Raw genomic sequence first — 20,437 nt, 5'->3', positions numbered from 1 at the left:
AACTGTGAACTTCAAGCGTCTTGGCACCATAGGTGCCATTGCTATCGCAGGCACCATCCTCCTCTCCTCCTGTGCAGCCAACGAGGGTGGAACAACCCCCGACGCAGCAGAGGGCCTTTCCGGCACGATCGACGGCGCGGGCGCGTCGTCGCAGGGCGCAGCGCAGGAGGCGTGGATCGCCGCGTTCCAGGGCGAGAACCCCGACCTGACCATCAACTACGACCCCTCCGGTTCGGGTGCTGGCCGTGAGGCCTTCATCGCCGGTGGTGTTTCGTTCGCCGGTACCGACTCCGCCCTCAAGCAGGAGGAGATCGACGGAGGCTTCGCCGCGTGCGTGCCCGACACCGGTTACCTCCAGGTTCCCGCCTACATCTCGCCGATCGCGGTCATCTTCAACGTCGAGGGCGTTGACGAGCTCAACCTCGACGCGACCACGCTCGCCAAGATCTTCAAGGGCGACATCACCACGTGGAACGACCCGGCCATCGCGGCACTGAACGAGGGCACCACGCTCCCGTCCGCCCCGATCACCGCCGTTCACCGCTCCGACGACTCGGGCACCACCAAGAACTTCGCGGACTACCTCTTCAAGGTCGCCCCGGATGTCTGGGACGCCGAGCCGGCCGACGCCTTCCCCTACACCTCGGGTGAGGCCGCTCAGGGCACCTCCGGTGTTGTCGACGCTGTCACCAACGGCACCAACACCATCGGTTACGCCGACGCCTCCAAGGCTGGCGACCTCGGCACCGCCGCGATCAAGGTCGGCGACGAGTTCGTGAACTACAGCCCCGAGGCCGCAGCGGCCGTCGTCGACGGCTCGCCCGCCGGTGACACCAACAACGGTGAGACCGACCTCGCGATCAAGCTCGACCGCGAGACCACCGACCCGACGCACTACCCGCTCGTTCTGGTGAGCTACATCATCACCTGCGTCGAGTTCGAGGACGCCGAGGTCGCACCGCTCGTCAAGGGCTACGTGAGCTACATCACGAGCGAGGCCGGCCAGGCTGAGGCAGCATCCGCCGCCGGTGCCGCGCCGCTCTCGGCTGAGCTCTCGGCCAAGGTTGCAACCGCCCTCGAGGCGATCAAGTAACACCCCATGATCGGTCGGGCTGCGTCCGGTGCTCCGTGCACGAGACGCAGCCCGACTGACATGATTACCCTCAACGACATCCCCCAACGCCAGGTTGCAGGAAGACAGGTATGACGACAGTAGCCAGGTCACCCCGGGCGAAGCTCAGGCCCGCTGACCGCATCTTCTCCGGCGCGACAGTCGTCGCCGGAAGCCTGATCCTTGCGGCCCTCGCGGCTGTCGCGGTCTTCCTGATCGCACAGAGCATCCCGGCCCTGGTCGCAGACCCGGCCGACCTCAAGGGTTCACCCTCCAGCTTCTGGGCCTACGTCGCCCCGCTCGCCTTCGGAACGGTCTGGGCAGCGCTCCTCGCGCTCATCATGGCCCTCCCGGTCTCCCTGGGCATCGCGCTCTTCATCTCGCACTACGCCCCGCGCCGCGTCGCGCAGGGCCTCGGCTACATCATCGACCTGCTGGCCGCCGTGCCGTCGGTCGTCTTCGGCCTCTGGGGCATCAAGGTTCTCGCCCCCGCCGTCACCCCGCTCTACACCTGGCTGACGGAGAACCTCGGGTTCATCCCGTTCTTCGCTCCTCCGGTCTCCGGCACGGGACGCACCATCCTGACCGTCGCCATCGTGCTGGCGGTCATGATCATCCCGATCATCACCGCCATCTGCCGCGAGGTCTTCCTGCAGACCCCCGTGCTCCACGAGGAGGCCGCGCTCGCGCTCGGCGCCACCCGCTGGGAGATGATCCAGATGGCCGTTCTGCCGTTCGGTCGCCCCGGCATCATCTCCGCCGCGATGCTGGGCCTCGGCCGCGCGCTCGGCGAGACGATGGTGGTCGCCATGGTGCTGTCGGTCTCGCCGGGACTCATCACCTGGGTGCTCACGAGCTCGCAGAACTCCTCCACCATCGCAGGAAACATCGCACTGAACTTCCCCGAGGCCCACGGCGTTGACGTGAACCTGCTCATCGCCACCGGCCTCGTGCTCTTCGTCATCACGCTCGTGATCAACTCGATCGCGCGCATCGTCATCAACCGCCGCAAGGCGTTCTCCGGAGCCAACTGATGACCACGACAACGCCGACCGAAACCCGCGGCATCACGAACTCCCTCACCACGGGCCGCCTCCCCAAGTGGGCCCCCTGGGCGCTCCTCGCGGGCAGCTGGGCCGTGATGAGCATCATCTTCGCCCTGGTCGCCGCCGGCAGCGGTGGCGAGCTCAACATCGCACTCGCGATCTTCCTCGGAACGATCCTCTTCGACGTGCTGATCTTCGTGCTCGCCTACCTCGTGGAGGGCGCTCGCCAGGCTCGCAACCGCCTCGTCACCTCACTCGTGGCGACGGCGTTCATCATCGCGCTCCTGCCGCTCATCTCGTTGATCTTCACGGTGCTCACCGAGGGCCTGCACCGCTTCGACCTCCAGTTCTTCACGAGCTCGATGCGCAACGTCGTCGGTGAGGGTGGTGGAGCGCTCCACGCGATCACCGGAACGCTCCTCATCACCGGTATGGCCACGCTCATCTCGGTGCCCGTCGGTCTGCTCACGTCGATCTACCTTGTCGAGTACGGTCGCGGGCCCCTGGCTCGTGCAATCACGTTCTTCGTGGACGTGATGACGGGCATCCCGTCGATCGTCGCCGGCCTCTTCGCCTTCGCGTTCTTCGCGCTCATCTTTGACGACCCGGGCATCCGCTTCGGCTTCGGTGGCTCGATCGCCCTCTCGCTGCTCATGATCCCCGTGGTCGTGCGCTCGAGCGAGGAGATGCTGAAGCTCGTTCCCAACGAACTGCGCGAGGCCGCGTATGCACTCGGCGTGCCGAAGTGGCTCACGATTTTGAAGGTCGTGATCCCGACATCCATCGCCGGTATCGCCACAGGTGTGACGCTCGCCATCGCGCGCGTCATCGGTGAGACCGCACCGCTGCTCATCATCGCCGGCTTCACGGCGAGCATGAACTACGACCTCTTCGAGAACCGGATGATGACGCTCCCCGTCTTCGTCTACACCCAGTACGCCAACCCGGGCACCGACGTCAACGCGTACCTCGAGCGCGCGTGGGCAGGTGCGCTCACCCTCATTCTCATCGTGATGGCGCTCAACCTCATCGCTCGCCTGATCGCCCGCATCTTCTCCCCCAAGCTCGGCCGCTGAGCCAGAACCCAGAACAGGAACCCACGTGTCAAAGCGCATTGAGGTCAACGACCTGAACGTCTACTACGGCAAGTTCAAGGCCGTGGAGGATGTCTCGCTCACGATCGAGCCCCGCACCGTCACCGCCTTCATCGGCCCGTCCGGCTGCGGCAAGTCCACGTTCCTCCGCACGCTCAACCGCATGCACGAGGTCATCCCCGGCGCCTACGTCGAGGGTGAGGTGCTCATCGACGGCAACAACCTCTACGGTCCCGGCGTCGACCCCGTGCTCGTGCGCCGCCAGGTGGGTATGGTCTTCCAGCGCCCCAACCCGTTCCCGACGATGTCGATCCGCGACAACGTGCTCGCGGGCGTCAAGCTCAACAACACGCGCATGTCGAAGTCCGTCGGCGACGAGCTCGTCGAGAAGTCCCTCAAGGGCGCCAACCTCTGGAACGAGGTGAAGGACCGCCTGGACAAGCCTGGCTCGGGCCTCTCCGGCGGCCAGCAGCAGCGTCTCTGCATCGCCCGCGCGATCGCCGTCGAGCCCGAGGTCATCCTCATGGACGAGCCCTGCTCGGCCCTCGACCCGATCTCCACCCTCGCCATCGAGGACCTCATCGAGGAGCTCAAGAGCGACTACACGATCGTGATCGTCACGCACAACATGCAGCAGGCGTCGCGCGTCTCCGACAAGACCGCGTTCTTCAACATCGCGGGCACCGGCAAGCCGGGCAAGCTCATCGAGTACAGCGACACCACCACGATCTTCTCGAAGCCCACCATCCAGGCAACCGAGGACTACGTCTCCGGCAAGTTCGGATAGCCCCGATGCGACCGCTGCTCTCCGTCGCCACGGTCGTCTCGCCTCGTCACCAACCGACCGCCACTGTCATCGCGGAACTCGCGAACGTCGACATCGCCGTTCACGTGCACAATGATGGCGCCTCGTCGCTGTTGGCGATGGGGCGCGCCCTCCCCGACCTCGTCGTCGTTCCCACCGACGTGCAGGGGGTCGACCTGCTCGACTACATCGACGCGGTGCGCCGCGGTGGGATCCCCGTCATGGTGGGGCTTGCGCACGACGACGACAAGGCCGTAGCCGTTGCAGCTCTCGATCGGGGAGCTCGCTGCATCCTGGGCCTTCCGCTCGTCGCCCGCGAACTGGAGATGGAGGCGCGCGCCGCCGTGCCCCAGCCGCGCTCACCCACCACGCTGCACGCGGGCAACCTCACGATGGACCTGCTGTCGCACCGGGTGTCGGTCGACGGGCGGGACGTGTACCTCTCCGCGCGCGAGTTCGAGCTGCTGCAGCTGCTCCTGGCGGCCGATCGAGTCGTGAGCGCCGACGAGCTGGCCGAGATGGCGTCGGGGCTTCCGGATGCCTCGGTGCAGGGCATCCGCGTGATGATCGGGCGTATTCGCCGCAAACTCGAGGGACCCGCGCCGACCGGACCGGTGGCGCTGGAGACCATTCGGGGCGTCGGGTACCGCATCACACGCTAGTTCTCACGCCGAGTGTTCCGATATGGCCGTTATTTTGGCTGATTTAGCAGCCATATCGGAACACTCGACGGGATCCGGCCTAGCACGGTCATGCTCACCGTGTTCACCTTGCGTTTACCTAACGGCACGACAATGCTTAACTCGACGCTCACCTCGGGGCGGCAGGCTGGCGCCGAAGGGACTAGATGATCGAGCGTGGCCTTCTCGTGTGCACAGCGGGTGTGCTCGCGGCCCTGTTGCTGTCCGGGTGCGCGGTCAACGAGCAGGGCGACACCCCGAGTGATCTCGCCGGCACGATCGACGGCTCCGGCGCCAGCTCGCAGGGCTCCGCGCAGGAGGTGTGGGTCGCCGGCTTCCAGCGGGCCAACGCCGGCGTCAGCGTCAACTACGACCCCGTCGGCTCTGGCGCAGGGCGCCAGGCGTTCCTCGCCGGCGGCGCCGACTTCGCGGGCTCCGACACCCCGCTCAGCGAGGAGGAACTCGCCGGGGAACTGCCCGGTTGCGCTCCCGGCTCGGAAGCCATCGACCTGCCGTTGTACATCTCGCCCATCGCGGTGGTGTTCAGCATCGCCGGGGTTGACGAGCTGCGTCTGGACGCGGCATCCCTCGCCCGCATCTTCAGCGGCGAGATCACCCGGTGGGATGACGCGGCCCTCGTCGACCTGAACCCCGGGGTGTCGCTGCCCGCCGCCGAGATCACGGCGGTGCACCGCTCGGATGACTCGGGCACCACCACCAACTTCACCGAGTACCTGCACGCCGTCGCGCCGGAGGCGTGGCCGGCCGAGCCGAGCGGCACGTTCCCGTTCCGGTCGGGTGAGTCCGCGCTCGGCAACTCGGGCATCGTGGGTGCCGTCGATGGCGGGGTGGGCACGATCGGGTACGTGGATGCCTCGAAGGCCGGCGATCTCGCGATTGCGAGCATCCTCGTGGGAGACGAGTTCGTGCAACCGTCCGCGGCGGGCGCAGCAGCACTCGTGGACCTCTCGCCGCGCCTCCCGGGCCGCGGGGAACACGACATCGCGCTCGAGGTCGACCGCACCTCGACGGCGCAGGGCGTGTATCCGCTCGTGCTGATCAGCTACCTCATCGCCTGCCAGGAGTACGGCGACGCGAACACGGGCGAGATCGTGCGCGGCTACCTCGAGCACATCGCGAGCCCCGAGGGTCAGGCCGCTGCCGAGGAGATCGCGGGCTCCGCGCCGCTCGCGCCGGGCCTCCTTGCCGAGGTGCAGGCGGCGGTAGCCAGCATCCGTTAGCTGGTTGAGTAGGGCCGCGAAGCGGCCGTCATCGAAACCCGGTGGGTTGAGTAGGCCCGCGAAGCGGCCGTCATCGAAACCTCACACCCGAGGTTGTTCCGATGTGAGGTTTCGAGACGCGACCTGCGGTCGCTCCTCAACCAGCGGTTGCCACCAGCTCCTGCTCGAGCCTTGCGTAGCTGGCCTCCATGCCGTCGGTCATGCCCGTGGCGAGGATGAAGTCGCGCTGCTCCTTGTTGGGGTACGTGATGTACAGCGTGAGCAGGGTCACCCCGTCGGCCTCCGCGAAGCCCAGGTCGTTGACGTTCGCCGGGAAGTCGGCACCCGTCATGGCCTCGGTGGAGACGAGCCGCCGCTCGGGCTCGATGACCACGTTCTCGCCCTCGAAGCCGAACGGCTCCCCCGGTGTGCCCTCCTCGGGCGCCCACGCGTAGCGGTAGGCGCCGCCCGGCTTCAGGTCGGACTCGCACACCGTCATGACCCAGCCGTCAGGGCCGAGCAGCCACTTCTTCATGAGCTCCGGCTCGGTGTGGGCACGCCAGATGAGGTGGCGGGGAGCCTCGAAGGCCCGCGTGATCTTGACGTGCGTGTCATCCACGATCTCCGTCTGGGTGCCCTTGCCGAGCGCGTACTCGCGCAGGTCGGCGAGCACGGTGTCGAGCTGCGACATCGCCTGCGTCATGCCCTCGACCTGGCCCATCTCGATGACCTGCTGCAGCGCCTCGAGTGTCGGCGACGTCGACAGCACGGTGAGCCGGGATCCGGAGTCCGTGGGCTCGACGGTCACGGTCATCGTGCCGGCAGGGAGGGATGGGTCGGAGACACCGTTCTCGTCGGCGAAGGTGTCGGTGACCGTGAATGTGCGCGGGGCGTCGACGGCCGTGACATCCCACCGCCCATAGAACGTCTGACCCTCGGGCGACGTCATCCAGTAGTGGACGTAGCCGCCTGGGCGGAGGTCGTAGGTGCCGAAGGTTGCCGGGTACCCGGGCGGGCCCCAGAAGCGCTCGAGCTGGCGCGGGTCGGCGAACGCATCCCACAGCCGCTCCGCCGGCACGGGGAATTCGGCCACGAGGGTCATGCTGAGGGCCTCGGTGTCGGTGGTGACAGAGGTGACGGGCATTTCGTATCTCCTTGGTTTCGTGGGTGTTCAGTCTTCGGCGAGCAACGCATCGAGTCGGTCGATGCGGCTGCGCCACAGGTCGGCGTACGCGTCGAGCAGCTTCTGCGCCCGCGCGATCGTCGCGGGGTCGCCGCGCACGATGCGCTCCCGCCCCCGGGGTTCTTTGGTCACAAGTCCGGCTCCCTCCAGCACGGCGACGTGCTTCTGGACCGCGGCGAACGACATCTCGTAGGCGTCGGCGAGTTCGCTCACCGACGCCTCCCCGACGAGCGTGCGCCGAAGGATGTCACGTCGCGTCGCATCGGCGAGCGCATGGAAGATGCGGTCGACCTCCGCGTCACTGGGTTCTGTATGTACAACCATTTGGTTGTAGGTTACGGGGTGGGGTGCGGGGTGTCAAGGGATGCCCCCTCCCCGTGGGTTGAGTAGCGCACGAAGTGCGCGTATCGAAACCTCACCATCGTTGAACGTCGGTGAGGTTTCGATATCGCCGGGGCTTCGCCCGCGGCTACTCAACCAACAGATTTGTACTCCGGGGCTTCGCCCAACCAACTAGGTGGGACGCCGGACCTCGCCGCTTAAACGCAGACGCGAGGCGGGTCGGCATCCGAAGCCGACCGCGCCCCGCGTGGCCCTGCGGTTACCCGAAAGTGAAGGAGTATGCCTCCACACCGGGCGAAAGTGTGACCTCAAGGCTACCCTCGCGGGCATCCCCGAGGGGTACAAGCGAGTAGGAATTCGGCGTCCCGGATACCCCCAGTTCGGTTGTCACGCCGTCGATGGTGAGCTTCACCGTGCCCTCCCCGCCGAGCACCATGCGCACCTCGCGAGCGGTGTAGTTGAGACGGATGCTCCCCTCACCGCCGACCGGAGTGGCGTTCTGGAAGTCCAGCTCCCAGTCACCCTTGAGCGCGAACGTGTCGCGGGGCTGGTCGGCGGGATACGCGTAGGTGTTCACGCCGGACGCGTACTCCTCGTCCCCACCGAAGTTCACCATCTTGCCGAGGCTCAGGTAGGTCTCGGGGGTGGTGGAGCCGGCCTCGGGGGTGTCGTCCGCGACATCCGTCGCCGGGGGCAGCTGCGCGTCGGGGTTGGCGTCGAGCAGCAGCTCCCGTATGAGCTTCTCGGTGTTGGCGTAGCCGCCCTCGCCGAACTTCACATGACGCACGACACCCTCCGCGTCGATCAGGTAGTGCGCCGGCCAGTAGCGGTTGCGGTAGTTGGTCCAGGTGGAGAGGTTGTTGTCGAGAGCCACCGGGTAGGTGATGCCGAAGTTCTGCGCGCCAGCCTTCACGTTGCGCGGCTCCTTCTCGAAGGCGTACTCGGGCGAGTGGATGCCAATGACCTGGAGTCCGGCATCCTCATACGCCTCATTCCACGCAACGGTGTGGGGAATGCTGCGCTGGCAGTTGATGCACGAGTACGCCCAGAAGTCGATGAGCACAACCTGACCCTTGAGGTCGGCGAGGTCGATGGCCTCATTGTTCTCGGTGTTGAACCACTCCTGGATGCCCTTGATGTCGGGGGCGGTTCCGCAGGACTCGAGCTCGCTCGCACCGTTGGTGCAGAGGTCGAGGTCCTTGTTCTGGTCGTTCTCGAGACCGCCGAGGTCGAGCTGCTCGGCGATGGCCTCGTCGCTCGCGAACTGGTCCTGCAGCACGCTCGTGTAATCGGGCACGAGACGCTGCAGCAGCTGCGGGAGATTGAAGACGAGACCGACGGCGAGCGCGATCATCACGATGCCACCGATGGTGCGGATCTTGGCCTGATGCTTGCGGAACGTCTTGACCCGCTCGGCGACCCCACGGCCAGCGAGCGCGAAGATGAGCAGCGGGAGGGCAGCACCCACCGCGAAGCTCAGCGTGAGCACGATCGTCTCGACGCCGATGTTGCCCGTCGACCCCGCCACCGTGATCGCCGCGAGCACTGGACCGGCGCACGGCACGTAGACGGCACCGAGCGCGAGGCCGAGGACAAAGCCCCCGCGCTCGGTGCCGACGTTCTTCTGGGGTATCCAGGAGAACGGCTTCTCGAGGATGTGCTGGAAGGCCGGCACGATGAGCCCGACACCGATGAGCACCAGCACGACGATGCCAGCCCAGCGCAGGAAGTCCTGGGGCAGTCCGAGCAGCGCGAGGATGAGCGATCCAATCAGCGTGAAGAGGCTGAAGGCCACGACGAGGCCGGCGATGACCTGGAACGGGCGCCAGCGACTCACCTTCTGCGGGGCATCCGAATCTCGGGCGCTCATGGCGCCACCCGACAGGAAGATGACCGGTAGTACCGGCAGGATGCACGGCGATATGCCGGTGATGAGGCCTCCGAGGAAGCCGATGATGGCGAGGCTGAGCACGATGACCTCCGTGGTCGGGATGCGGTTGCTGGCCGCAGGTGCGGTCGGGGAGGTCTTCGGAGAGATGCGCGCTACGGCTTGGATGTCGCATCCGTCGAACTTTTTCGGGCTTGCCCCCAAACCGTTCTCGAGACGACCCCGAAGACCCCATGACGGTCGGCACAGATGCCTTCCAGGCTCAGTTGCGATCGAGCCGATCACTTTCACAAAGGAGCAACACATGCGCACCACACACCGCACCACCCTGGTGGCCCTCGCTATCGCCGCCACCGCCTTCGGCGTCTCGGCCTGTTCGCCGACCACCTCAATGGACGAGTCGAGCGAGCCGGCCCCCAGCGCGTCGGCCCCCGCCACCGAGATGGACTACACGGCCGACCTGGTCGGCTCCGGCTGCGCCGCCTACGCGGAAGCCGTGCCGGACGGCAGCGGCTCGATCGTCGGAATGGCCCAGGACCCGGTGGCGGTCGCGGCATCCAACAACCCGCTCCTCACCACGCTGGTCGCAGCGGTCTCCGGACAGCTGAACCCCGACGTCGACCTCGTCGACACCCTCAACGGCTCCGAGTTCACGGTGTTCGCACCGGTGGATGACGCGTTCGCCAAGCTGCCCGCCGACACCGTTGCCGCGCTGCAGATGCCGGAGAACGCGCAGATGCTGAGCGACATCCTCACGTACCACGTGGTGCCCGGCCAGATCCTGCCGAGCGACATCGATGGTGAGCTCACCACCGTCAACGGTGGCACCGTCACCGTCACCGGAAGCGGCGACAACCTCAAGGTCAACGACGCGACCGTGATCTGCGGTGGCGTGCACACCGCCAACGCGACCGTCTACCTCATCGACACGGTTCTCACGCCGCCCGCGATGTAAGTAGCGCCAGAGACTGGCCCGTGCCCCACCCAGAGGGGGACGGGCCTTCTGGATGGCCCGGCAACTGCTGGGGCACGCCCGGTCATCCCCCAAGGCCCGTCCTCCTCCCGGAGGGCGGGCCTTTGTGGTGCGCGGAGGTCGCGCTGCGAGCTACCCCTGCAGTGGGTTGAGGAACTCGCGCAGCGGGAACCCCCTTCTGTGGGTTGAGTAGCTCGCAAAGCGAGCGTTATCGAAACCCCACCGACGTATCACGTGGGCGTGGTTTCGATAACGCCGGGCTTCGCCCCGGCTACTCAACCAGCGGAAGGGTCCGCGAGGCGGGCCTCTAGGCAGGTCGAGTGGCTCGCGCAGCGAGCTACTCCTTTTCGTGGGTTGAGTAGCTCGCAAAGCGAGCGTTATCGAAACCCCACCCCACGTGACACGTTGGCGTGGTTTCGATAACGCCGGGGCTTCGCCCGATGCCCGAGACGGGCATCGGCGCTGGCGTCGCGGCGAAGGCCAGAAATGGCCTTCGCTCCAAGCTCCAGCGCGCTACTCAACCAGCGGAAGTGTGGGAGCTACGCCAGGGGACCCAGCGGGAGTGTAGGGGCTACGCGCTCTCGATCGCGATGATCGGGTCGGTCGTGGGCTGCTCGGATCCTCCGCGCGGCTCGACGGTCACGCCGATGGTGTCACCCGGCTCCTTCGAGCCCTCGAGTACGCGCCAGGTGCGCGAACCGTCGGCCGACAGAATGCCGGCGGAGCGGATGCCCGACTCCCCGATGTACCAGAGCTCGTAGTCCTTGTCCGAGGGCAGGGGCTCCAGCCCATCGACGATGAGCGCGGAGGCCTGGAGCTCGTCCGACCAGACCAGCGTCGCCGTGCCATCCGCCAACTCCACGGAGCGGCGCTGACTGTCGCTGGCCGCGTTGATGGCGGCGAACAGGTCGGCCTGCTCCTGGCGCTGGTTGTTCTGGAACACGGATGTCGCGACCACACCACCACCGGCGATGAGACCGATCACGGCGGCAGCGCTCGCGAGCGCCACAACCGGCCGCGAGGCCCAGCGTGCACGAGCGCGCGTTTCGGCGGGGCCGGCGAGGAGGGGCGGTGCGGGCGGAGCCTCCGCGGGAAGCTGCGGGGTGGCATCCAGCTGGTCCATGATGCTCGCCTTGAGCGAGGGCGGCGGCGCAACGGGCGGCACGGCGAGCCCGAGCAGCACCGCGGTGTCGCTCAGCTCGGTGGCCTCGTTGCGGGTCTCCGCGTGCTCGGCAAGGTGCTTCTCGAAGGCGGCAACCTCGCCGGCGTCGAGCGCACCAAGCGCGTACGAACCCGTCTGGGTGCTCGGGTCGACGTCGTCGCGCTTGTTGTCGGCACTGTTGTTGTCGGTCATGAGGTCACCCCCAGTTCGTCGCGGAGTCGGATCATCCCGTCACGGATGCGTGTCTTGACTGTACCGAGGGGCACGCTCAGGATGCCCGCCACCTCGCTGTTTGTGTAGCCGCCGTAGTACGACAGCTCGATGGCCTGCCGCTGCAGCTCGGTGAGGCGAGCCATCGCGCGGGCGACCCGCTCGTGCTCGATGCTCACCTCGACGTGCTCGGCGACACCATCGTGGCCGGGCTCGAAGTCGCGGATGCCGATGCGCAGGTCGCGGTCGCGTGACGACTGCGAGGCACGGATGCGGTCGATGGCCCGGCGATGGGTCATCGTAAGCATCCAGGTGATCGCGCTGCCCTTCGATGCGTCGAAGCGCGCGGCGTTCTGCCAGATTTCCAGGAACACCTCCTGCGTCACCTCCTCAGCCTGTGCGTGGTCGATAAGTACCCGTTTGACGAGACCGAACACGCGTGGCGCGATCTCGTCGTACAGCTCGCTGAACGCGTTCTTGTCGGCGGATGCCACCCTCTCAAGTAGCACCTGCAACCGACGCGCGACGGCCGCGGCAGAGTCATCCTGGCCGAGGCTGAAGTCATGGGACACGACATCAAGCATCGCAGGTAACGTGCCGGGCTGCGCGTTCATGCAGGTACTTCGGAGACGCGGGTGGGGGTGGATTGCTCAGCCGTCGGGTTCCGCGGCGAAGCCCTGCGTTATCGAAACCAAGCCAACGTTCAACGGTGGTGAGGTTTCGATACGGCCGCTGCGCGGCCTACTCAACCCACAGAGTTGGAACCGCTGCGCGGGCCGACAACCACCCGCTGGTTGAGTAGCGCGCTGGAGCTTGGAGCGAAGGCCATTTCTGGCCTTCGCCGCGACGCCAGCGCCGATGCCCGTCTCGGGCATCGGGCGAAGCCCGGCGTCATCGAAACCACGCCAACGTTCAACGGTGATGAGGTTTCGATACGGCCGCTGCGCGGCCTACTCAACCCACAGAGTTGGAACCGCTGCGCGGGCTGACAACCACCCGCTGGTTGAGTAGCCGCGGCGAAGCCCGGCGTTATCGAAACCACGCCAACGTTCAACGGTGGTGAGGTTTCGATGCGGCCGCTGCGCGGGCCTACTCAACCCGCAGGGTAGGGGCCGCTTCGCGGGCCCACTCAACCCACTAGAAAGGGTGCGAGCCTCGCGAGCTCCGCGCGCGCAAAGAGAATGCCGGGCCGCAGAACGCCTCTCGGCGCAAGGCCGCTCGAAGCGGCTATTAGTGGAGCCCGGGGTTACTGCGGCCCGGCGATACAAGTCTAAACACACCTCGGCGGGAGGCTATTCCGTTGACTCCCAGCTTCGCCTCTACTCGAGCGAGTCGCTGCGGTAGAGGCGCGCGCAGGCCGTGAGCTCCTCGGCCGTGATCGTGAAGCGGTCGGCGCGGGTGGTGAGCTCGGTGGCCCGGTCGGGGCTGGTGAGCTCTGCGGTGTCGGCCTCGTTCGAGCATCCGGCCGACAGGATGCGACAGAACGCAGCCGCGCGGTCGAGCGCTACCCCGAAGTCCCCGCGGAACAGTCCCCGCAGAATCTGGTCGGCGAGCTGCGTGATCTCCTCGGGGCCGGTCGGCGCCTGCGCCCCGGCAACCGCGGCGTCAATCGTGGCGAGCACCTCCGTGCCGCGCTGGAAGAGAAACGCCGTGCCCGCAGGGTCCTGCCGGATCACCACGCGCAGCAGGTAGATGCGCCACAGCGCGCCGGGCAGCGAGCGCGGGCTCGCACGCGCCCAGAGCTCGGCGATGGAGTCGATACCGTGGGCATCGGTGTACGCCACGAGGCGTTCGAGTACTGCCGGGTCATCCGTCTCCCGCGCGCGGTTCACGAGCGCGTGGGCGGTGTCGTGGGCGACACGCATGATCTGCGCTGGATCCTCGCCACCCTCGAAGGTGTCGAACTTGTCGCCGGAGTACTGCGTGGGTTTGTGGAAATCGTCGGCCATCGCCACCAGAGTACGCCGGTGGCGCCGGGGCACTCCGCGGGGGTGCACCTTGTGGGCCCCCTGCGCCGAGTGTTCCGAAAGTGCCCTTATGGATGCCCGCATAGCGGCACTTTCGGAACACTCGACGCCCGCAGGGTCACCCCAGCCAGTCAGCCAACCGCGTCGGGGCCAGCGTCGCATCCGGACCGGGCAGCAGGTCGCGCTCGTCGAGCTGCGTGCCGAAGTAGCGCGCGAGCGGGTCGGCGACCACCTCTCGCGTGTCGTTCTGCAGTGCGAGCTGTCGGCGGACGACCTCCTCCAACCGGAACTGCTCCGGCCCGCCGAACTCCACGATGCGCCCCTGCGGTGACGCCAGCGCGGTGCGCACCACAGCGTCAGCGACATCGTCCGCGGCCATTGGCTGGATGAGCGCACGCGAGAGCGTCACGATGCCGCTGCGGGTCGCGGCATCCGCGATGCTCGCGATGAACTCGAAGAACTGCGTCGCGTGAACGATCGAGTAAGGCATCGCGGATGTCTCGATGAGCTTCTCCTGCGCGAGCTTGGCCGCGAAGTAGCCACCCTCGTTGCGCGCAAGTCGATCGGTACCGACGACCGAGAGTGCGACGTGGTGCTTCACACCAGCGGCACGCCCGTAGTTCAACAGGTTGAGCGTTGACCCGTAGAAGAACTCGATCGCACCGGCCTCGTCGAGGTACGACGAGTTCGAGGTGTCGATCACGGTCTCGACCTCCCGTAGCGCCTCCTCGAGGCCCTCGCCCGTGAACGAGTTCACGCCGGTCGCGCGGGATGCCACGACCACGTCGTGTCCGTCGGTGCGGAGCCGCTGCACCACCCGCGTGCCGATCAGCCCCGTCCCGCCAATGACCGCGACTCTCATGAGCGGGCCAGCCACTCCGAGAACGTCGTGGTGGAGAGTTCGGCGTCGGGGCCCGGGATGAGCTCGTCGCCCGTGAGCACTGCGCCGAAGTAGGGGGCCGTGGCATCCGTCACCACCGTGCGCGGGTCACCGAAGGCGGCGAGGCCGGTGGCGATGAGTTCGTCCATGCCGAACTTCTCGGGTCCACCGATCTCGAGTGTTCCGTTGAGCGGGGCGCCGGCCGCCGTGCGTGCCACGACTGCCGCCACGTCGTCGGCGGCGATCGGCTGGATGCTCGCGTGCGAGAGGCGCACGGTGTCTCCCTCGGTCGCGGAATCCGCGATTCCCTTCACGAACTCGAAGAACTGGGTGGCGTGCACGAGGGAGTAGGGGATGCCCGACTCCGTGATCAGCTTCTCCTGGGCGACCTTCGCCCTCAGATACCCGCTCTCGGGCACACGGTCCGTGCCAACGACCGAGAGCGCCACGTGGTGCTTCACGCCCGCGTCCTTCTCCGCGGCGAGCAAGTTTGTGGTGGAGGTGACGAAGAAGTTCATCACGTCGTCGTCGGCGAACGACGGGGAGTTGGAGACGTCGATGACGACGTCGACGCCGGCCATGGCATCCGCGACCCCTTCGCCCGTGAGCGTGTTCACGCCCGAGCTCGGCGACGCGGAGATCGCCTTGTGCCCGTGCTCGATGAGGCGCTGGATGGCGCGCGAGCCGATGAGGCCGGTTCCGCCGATAACGAGGATCTTCATGGTGTGCCCTTCTGCCGAGCGCTCGTTCGGCGTCGGTCACCAGCTAGGACAAACGTGTCTCCCGATCTGTGACGGGTTCGTTCACACTCGCGTGAGCTTCTCCGGGTTCATGACCCACAGCAGCTGGTCGATACCGTCGTCGGATGCCACGACGCTCAGCACCGCGACCGTTTCACCGTCGCGGCTGAGCAGCGCTGCGGGGAGCCCGTTGGTCTCGGACTCGACGATCTCCATGCCGACCCAGAAGTGGCTGGAGAACGCGGCGATGAACTTCGCGACCTTCTCGCGCCCGATGATCGGGATGCGCGCGGCCTGCTTCGCTGCGCCTCCGCCGTCGGTGTAACTCACGACGTCGGCCGCGAAGAGGTGCTCGAGCTTCTGGATGTTGCCCGCTTGCGCCGCCTCCAGGAACGCGTTGAGCAGGCGCCGATGCTCGTCGCTGGCGACGGGCTTGCGCCGCGCGGTCGCGAGGTGCTTGCGGGCCCGGCTCACGAGCTGGCGTACGGCTGGCTCCTTCTGCTGCACTATCTCGCCGATCATCGGGTACGGGTAGTCGAATGCCTCGCGGAGAATATATGCCGCGCGCTCGGTCGGAGTGAGACGTTCGAGCAGCACCAGCACGGCGAGCTCGATCGCCTCGCCACGCTCGGCCCCCACCGCGGGATCCGCGGACGTGTCGATGGGCTCGGGCAGCCACGGGCCGATGTAGGTCTCCCGCGTGGAGTGGGCCGACTGTGCGGAGTTGATCGACAACCGCGTGGTGATCGTGGCGAGAAAGGCGGCGGGATTCTCGACCGAGCCGCGGTCATACTCCTGCCAGCGAATCCAGACCTCCTGCACGATCTCCTCGGCATCCGCCGCACTCCCGAGCATGCGGTAGGCGATCCCGAATAGACGCGGGCGCACTGCGGTGAACGACGCGAGGGCGTCGTTCGAGGGCTCTGCTGCGGCTGGAGTGTCGACGCATCCATTATGGGTGGGGTCCACACCCCCACCGTTGGCCCTGCCGCGTTGTCAGGTCGCCCGGATACGCTCGAGGGATGCACCACTCACTGCCCCTCGACCCCACTTCCGCCGCCGCCATCGCCGACACCGGGCTGCGCTACGCGCTCGTCGACCCGGGCGATGAGACGGGCGGCGTCGCGTGGGTGCGTGCGGATGTGCGCGGCTTCCACGCGGACGACGTGGACCACAAGGACGCTCTCGATTACCTGCGCGCCTTCACCGAGCGGCGGATGATCGGCGTCTACGACGACGCGGCTGCAAGCCCCGAGATCCCTGTCGCCACGGTCAGCTCCTGGGTCACGTCGCTGACGACCCCGGGCACCCCCGAGCAGACCCAGACTGTCGACGCCTGGGCGATCAGCTCGGTCACCGTCTCCCCCACCCACCGCCGCCGCGGTATCGCCCGTGCCCTCCTCGAGGGAGAGCTGCGCACGGCCGTCGCCGGTGGCCTCCCGCTCGCTGCGCTCACGGTGTCGGAGGCGACGATCTACCGCCGCTTCGGTTTCGCGTGTGCAGCGCTCGTGGCCGATATGACGATCGACACGCGTCGGGCGAAGTGGACAGGACCTGCCGCTCGCGGGCGGGTCCAGTTCGTCGAGAGGGCCACGTTGCGTGCGCAGGCTGACGACATCGAGCGGCGTGCGCGCCGTGGCATCCCGGGCGAGGTCGACCGCTGGGGTCGCCGCTGGGACGAGTTCTTCGGCCTCACCCCCGACACCGAGAAGGAGTCGAAGGGTCTGCGCGCCGTGCGCTACGACGACGAGAACGGCGAGCCCCAGGGCTTCGCGCTCTACAAGCTCAAGGGCGACGACAACGATTTCTCCGCCCACACGGTGACGGTGACCGAGTTCGTCGCTGTGACGGATGACGCGTACGCAGGCCTCTGGCGCTACCTGCTGGAGCTCGACCTGGTGACCGAGGTGCGGGCATCCCTGCGCTCGGTGGACGAGCCGCTGCGCTGGATGATCGCGGACGCCCGTGCCCTGCGCGAGACCCTCGTGAGCGACCACCTGTGGCTGCGTGTTCTCGATGTTCCCGCCACCCTGACCGCCCGCCGCTACGCCGCCGCAGGCTCTGTCGCCTTCACCGTGACCGACGACCTCGGCTTCGCCGCCGGCCGCTTCGTGCTGTCCACGGATGCCACGGGCTCCCCCACCTGCACGCGCAGCGACGCCCCCGCCGACGCGGAGGTGCACCTCAACGTCGCCGAGGTGGGCGCCCTCCTCCTGGGCGGCGTCTCCGCCACCACCCTCCGAGCCGCCGGCCGCCTCACCGCGACGAGGGATGCCGCCACTCTCGTCGACCGCCTCTTCCACTCCCCCGTCCCCCCGCGCCTGGGCATCTGGTTCTAATAGGGGTCCCCGCCCTCGGTACGCTTGAGGTGTAGGGCCTGTAGCTCAGTTGGCAGAGCATCGGACTTTTAATCCGCGGGTCGTGGGTTCGAGCCCCACCGGGCCCACGAGACGGCTGTATTACTTCGCCTGATGGGTGCCGTTTGGCATTCGGGTGATGGGTAACAGTGTTTCGCCTGATGGGTGACACTGGTTTCGGCTGATGGGTGACACTCCCGATATGAGGGAGTTATCTGTGACGGAGCAGCGGTATCAGGCTGTGTTGGCCGTGATTAGCGGGGGCGCGACGGTGACCGAGGTTGCTGCCCGATTCGGGGTGTCTCGCAAGACGATTCATGTGTGGCTTCGCCGTTATGAAGATGGCGGGCTTGAGGCGTTGGGCGATCGGTCGCATCGCCCGTTGTCGGTGCCGCATCAGATGCCGGCGGCTGTCGAGATCGAGTTGGCGTCGTTGCGGCGGGCGCATCCGTCGTGGGGCCCGAGACGGCTTGTGTATGAACTGCGCCGGAAGGGTGTTGAGCCGTTGCCCTCGGAGTCAGGAGCGTATCGGGCGTTGCTGCGGCTGGGGCTGATCGATCCGGCGGCCAGACGTCCCCGGGATCGGAAGTGGAAGCGGTGGGAGCGCGGCGCGGCGATGGAGCTGTGACAGATGGATGTTGTCGGCGGATTCCTTCTGGCTGATGGGCGTCGCGCCAAAGCGTTGACGGGCATCGATGATCACTCCCGGTTTTGTGTGTCGGCGTTTCTGATGGTGCGTGAGAGTGCTCGCAGCGTCGCTGATGGGCTGTTGTTGGCGTTCGAGCGTTATGGGTTACCTGGGCAGGTGCTGACGGACAACGGCAAGGTGTTCACCGGCAGGTTCAATCAACCTCCGGTGGAGATGTTGTTCGACCGGATCCTTCGGGAACAGGGCGTGGAGCACCTGTTGACGCAGCCGCGTTCGCCGACAACCACGGGCAAGGTAGAGCGGTTCCATCGGGCGTTGCGAACCGAGTTCCGCACTGATCGGGTGTTCGCCTCCCTCGAGGACGCCCAAGCCGAGCTCGACGTGTGGGTTGAGGATTACAACCATCGTCGACCGCATCAGGGGATCGGAATGGTGGCGCCGGTAACACGCTTCGAGACAGCCTCTCCGACAGTTCCGATCCCGATCCGGTCGACACCATCACACTCCAAACCCGGTAACGATCGACGTGACGGGACCTGGGTTGCCAGGCGAGCATCGGCGATCGGGGTGATCTGCGTGGCCTGGCAACAGATCGCACTCGGACGAGCAGCGGCAGGGCGAGACATTGACGTGTGGGTCACAGACGAAGTCATCCAAGCATTCGACGGAGACCAACTGCTGCGCACCACACTTCGCAAAAGCACCGGCGACATCCGAAAGAAGCGTGCCTCAATCCCGAGCGCGCAAGCTACAGTGCACACGAGTGTTACCACTCAACCGAAATAGTGATGTAACCCATCACCCGAAGCTCTACAGCCCCACGAGACGGCGTCGCCCGTCGGGCGGCGACGTCTCGTCGGCCCGGATGTAGAAGAACCATTCGTGGGGCCCCATCGCGCCGGTTCCGACGCGTCGCGCCTCGTATCCACGATGCACCCACCTACAACCGCGACGTGGCGGCCGTGCCGATGGGGAGTCGAGCCCCACCGCGCTTGTGACGCATCGCGTCACAAGCAACACTTGAGCCCGACCACGCCCTGCTACTTCGGTGGATCCTTGACGCTCCAAAAGCCCGATCAGCCCGCAGGCCTGGGTGCCGGCGCGCCGACTGAGGATTCAACTCCAGACACTGCTCGTCGCAAAAGACACTCGTCTTGGTCCATTCCTCGGCCTTGGTCGCCGAACAACTCAGTGCCCAACCGGGCTCCTCCGGGATCGGCTTGGGCGAGCCTCAAATTAACACGTCCACGCTCGCTAGGCGTGATGGCAACGCTACTTCCGACCTCGTCGCTCTGTTGTCGTCTCTTCGGCATGCTCGAGGTACTGGAATGCGGACGGCTCAACGTTCGGGGGAGGAACTGAGTCTGGGCCGTTGTCCTTGTCGTCGCTCACTTTTCGGCCTTCGGTTGGTTTGTCATTTGCGCGGTGCCCTTCTTCCGCGGCGCGAACTGCGCTTCCTTGAACGCCTTCTGGTCGACCTGCGGGGGAGGCACGTCGGCCGGGGGCGGTGCGTCGTCAGCCATTGAGCTTCTCGCCCGCGCCGTCACTCTTGGCGCTTTCGTCAACTATCGCCCACACGGAGTCATCGATGTCCTCGGGGGGAACACCATCTCTGTCCTGCATATCTACTCCTTACTGAATTGTGATGGTCAACTGAGCACGGGCCACAAGGGGGACGAACGCAAGGATGGAGATCACAAGGCAGACGTATCCACGGCGAAGCCAGCGTGCGCGGTGGCTCAACAGCTTCTCGATCTCGGCAAGCGCATCATTCTTGTGATCGATGAGGAAAAGAAGTGCCTCGTCATCGGTCTTACGGAAGAGCGTGTTGCGGACCATTTTCATGTCGAGCTCGCGTCTGGGCTTCGGTGTAACGGCAAGAATCCCACAGAGCGCTGCGAGGGCAGTTGCGGCAACCGCGATGATAAGCCAGCCGTTTCCGAAGAGGTCGGAGGCCTGCAGACTCCCCGCGATCGCAGCGGCACCGATGAGCACCGTGGCCCGGCCATTCATCGCGTCAGAGCGCCGAGCGGTGGACTCGCGCTGCCGGTTCACCTCCTCGTGGATGAGGTGCAGGGGCGGAGGTTGAACCTCTGGCTTCTTCTTCCTGCTGCGCATGAAACCAATTCT

19 protein-coding genes, 1 tRNA gene and 1 pseudogene are annotated in these 20,437 nt (G+C 66.6%); 10 read left to right on the top strand and 11 right to left on the bottom strand.

What is annotated here, in order from left to right:
- The first annotated feature begins 4 nt into the window (after window positions 1–4).
- The 6 genes from HDC94_RS04790 to HDC94_RS04765 all read left to right on the top strand — a co-directional run bounded on the left by HDC94_RS04790 (window position 5) and on the right by HDC94_RS04765 (window position 5,977).
- Window positions 5–1,093, top strand: coding sequence for a phosphate ABC transporter substrate-binding protein PstS (locus HDC94_RS04790; RefSeq protein WP_179495364.1), 1,089 nt, complete (start codon window positions 5–7; stop codon window positions 1,091–1,093).
- 110 nt (window positions 1,094–1,203) lie between these two features.
- Window positions 1,204–2,145 (top strand): phosphate ABC transporter permease subunit PstC, encoded by a 942-nt coding sequence (pstC, locus tag HDC94_RS04785; RefSeq protein ID WP_179495363.1) that lies wholly within the window; start codon window positions 1,204–1,206, stop codon window positions 2,143–2,145.
- Window positions 2,145–3,233, top strand: a complete 1,089-nt coding sequence (pstA, locus tag HDC94_RS04780) for a phosphate ABC transporter permease PstA (RefSeq protein ID WP_179495362.1) — start codon at window positions 2,145–2,147, stop codon at window positions 3,231–3,233. The genes pstC and pstA overlap by 1 nt, the downstream gene beginning before the upstream one ends.
- A gap of 25 nt (window positions 3,234–3,258) precedes the next feature.
- Window positions 3,259–4,038 carry a phosphate ABC transporter ATP-binding protein PstB gene (gene pstB, locus HDC94_RS04775; RefSeq protein WP_179495361.1) on the top strand — a complete coding sequence of 260 codons (780 nt, stop codon included), beginning with the start codon at window positions 3,259–3,261 and terminating at the stop codon, window positions 4,036–4,038.
- 5 nt (window positions 4,039–4,043) lie between these two features.
- Complete coding sequence (locus HDC94_RS04770) at window positions 4,044–4,718, top strand: winged helix-turn-helix domain-containing protein (protein ID WP_179495359.1); 675 nt, start codon at window positions 4,044–4,046, stop codon at window positions 4,716–4,718.
- 185 nt (window positions 4,719–4,903) lie between these two features.
- Complete coding sequence (locus HDC94_RS04765; protein ID WP_179495357.1) at window positions 4,904–5,977, top strand: phosphate ABC transporter substrate-binding protein PstS; 1,074 nt, start codon at window positions 4,904–4,906, stop codon at window positions 5,975–5,977.
- A gap of 136 nt (window positions 5,978–6,113) precedes the next feature.
- On the opposite strand, the gene HDC94_RS04760 is transcribed toward HDC94_RS04765, so the two are convergent.
- The 3 genes from HDC94_RS04760 to HDC94_RS04750 all read right to left on the bottom strand — a co-directional run bounded on the left by HDC94_RS04760 (window position 6,114) and on the right by HDC94_RS04750 (window position 9,573).
- Window positions 6,114–7,100 (bottom strand): SRPBCC family protein, encoded by a 987-nt coding sequence (locus tag HDC94_RS04760; RefSeq protein ID WP_179495355.1) that lies wholly within the window; start codon window positions 7,098–7,100, stop codon window positions 6,114–6,116.
- A 27-nt stretch (window positions 7,101–7,127) separates the two neighbouring features.
- The gene (locus HDC94_RS04755) at window positions 7,128–7,463 is read right to left on the bottom strand and encodes a helix-turn-helix transcriptional regulator (RefSeq protein WP_179495353.1); all 336 of its coding nucleotides are present in this window, start codon (window positions 7,461–7,463) and stop codon (window positions 7,128–7,130) included.
- A 277-nt stretch (window positions 7,464–7,740) separates the two neighbouring features.
- Window positions 7,741–9,573 carry a cytochrome c biogenesis protein DipZ gene (locus HDC94_RS04750; protein WP_257021623.1) on the bottom strand — a complete coding sequence of 611 codons (1,833 nt, stop codon included), beginning with the start codon at window positions 9,571–9,573 and terminating at the stop codon, window positions 7,741–7,743.
- Between the two features lie 100 nt (window positions 9,574–9,673).
- On the opposite strand from HDC94_RS04750, the gene HDC94_RS04745 reads away from it, so the two are divergent.
- A complete protein-coding gene (locus tag HDC94_RS04745; protein WP_179495351.1) occupies window positions 9,674–10,324 on the top strand; it encodes a fasciclin domain-containing protein in 651 nt (216 codons plus the stop codon).
- 589 nt (window positions 10,325–10,913) lie between these two features.
- On the opposite strand, the gene HDC94_RS04740 is transcribed toward HDC94_RS04745, so the two are convergent.
- From HDC94_RS04740 to HDC94_RS04715, 6 genes are all read right to left on the bottom strand, one after another.
- Window positions 10,914–11,696: an anti-sigma factor domain-containing protein gene (locus tag HDC94_RS04740; RefSeq protein WP_179495349.1), complete on the bottom strand. Its 783-nt coding sequence runs from the start codon at window positions 11,694–11,696 to the stop codon at window positions 10,914–10,916.
- Window positions 11,693–12,298 (bottom strand): ECF RNA polymerase sigma factor SigK, encoded by a 606-nt coding sequence (gene sigK, locus HDC94_RS04735; protein ID WP_179495347.1) that lies wholly within the window; start codon window positions 12,296–12,298, stop codon window positions 11,693–11,695. The genes HDC94_RS04740 and sigK overlap by 4 nt, the downstream gene beginning before the upstream one ends.
- A 735-nt stretch (window positions 12,299–13,033) precedes the next feature.
- Window positions 13,034–13,663, bottom strand: coding sequence for a DNA-directed RNA polymerase subunit beta (locus tag HDC94_RS04730; protein WP_179495345.1), 630 nt, complete (start codon window positions 13,661–13,663; stop codon window positions 13,034–13,036).
- A 136-nt stretch (window positions 13,664–13,799) separates the two neighbouring features.
- The gene (locus tag HDC94_RS04725) at window positions 13,800–14,558 is read right to left on the bottom strand and encodes an SDR family oxidoreductase (protein ID WP_218870446.1); all 759 of its coding nucleotides are present in this window, start codon (window positions 14,556–14,558) and stop codon (window positions 13,800–13,802) included.
- Window positions 14,540–15,283, bottom strand: coding sequence for an SDR family oxidoreductase (locus HDC94_RS04720; RefSeq protein WP_179495344.1), 744 nt, complete (start codon window positions 15,281–15,283; stop codon window positions 14,540–14,542). Before HDC94_RS04720 ends, HDC94_RS04725 begins: the two co-directional genes overlap by 19 nt.
- 81 nt (window positions 15,284–15,364) lie before the next feature.
- A complete protein-coding gene (locus HDC94_RS04715) occupies window positions 15,365–16,270 on the bottom strand; it encodes an RNA polymerase sigma-70 factor (protein WP_179495342.1) in 906 nt (301 codons plus the stop codon).
- Window positions 16,271–16,323: 53 nt separating this feature from the next.
- Here HDC94_RS04715 and HDC94_RS04710 point away from each other — a divergent pair, with 53 nt between their 5' ends.
- The 3 genes and pseudogenes from HDC94_RS04710 to HDC94_RS04700 all read left to right on the top strand — a co-directional run bounded on the left by HDC94_RS04710 (window position 16,324) and on the right by HDC94_RS04700 (window position 19,093).
- Window positions 16,324–17,640 carry a GNAT family N-acetyltransferase gene (locus HDC94_RS04710; RefSeq protein ID WP_179495340.1) on the top strand — a complete coding sequence of 439 codons (1,317 nt, stop codon included), beginning with the start codon at window positions 16,324–16,326 and terminating at the stop codon, window positions 17,638–17,640.
- A 34-nt stretch (window positions 17,641–17,674) separates the two neighbouring features.
- Window positions 17,675–17,747 (top strand) — tRNA-Lys (locus tag HDC94_RS04705).
- Window positions 17,748–17,860: 113 nt separating this feature from the next.
- Window positions 17,861–19,093: pseudogene (locus tag HDC94_RS04700) on the top strand (IS481 family transposase).
- Between the two features lie 602 nt (window positions 19,094–19,695).
- Here HDC94_RS04700 and HDC94_RS14555 read toward each other — a convergent pair.
- Together HDC94_RS14555 and HDC94_RS04695 are read right to left on the bottom strand one after the other, a co-directional pair.
- A complete protein-coding gene (locus HDC94_RS14555) occupies window positions 19,696–19,830 on the bottom strand; it encodes a hypothetical protein (RefSeq protein WP_257021622.1) in 135 nt (44 codons plus the stop codon).
- 109 nt (window positions 19,831–19,939) lie between these two features.
- Window positions 19,940–20,425: a hypothetical protein gene (locus HDC94_RS04695; RefSeq protein ID WP_179495338.1), complete on the bottom strand. Its 486-nt coding sequence runs from the start codon at window positions 20,423–20,425 to the stop codon at window positions 19,940–19,942.
- Window positions 20,426–20,437: the final 12 nt, after the last annotated feature.

The sequence above is a fragment of the Leifsonia sp. AK011 genome, assembly GCF_013410945.1.
Lineage (GTDB): Bacteria > Actinomycetota > Actinomycetes > Actinomycetales > Microbacteriaceae > Rhodoglobus.
Note: the sequence above shows the minus strand (reverse complement) of the source record. Positions and strands in the feature narration are given on the sequence as shown.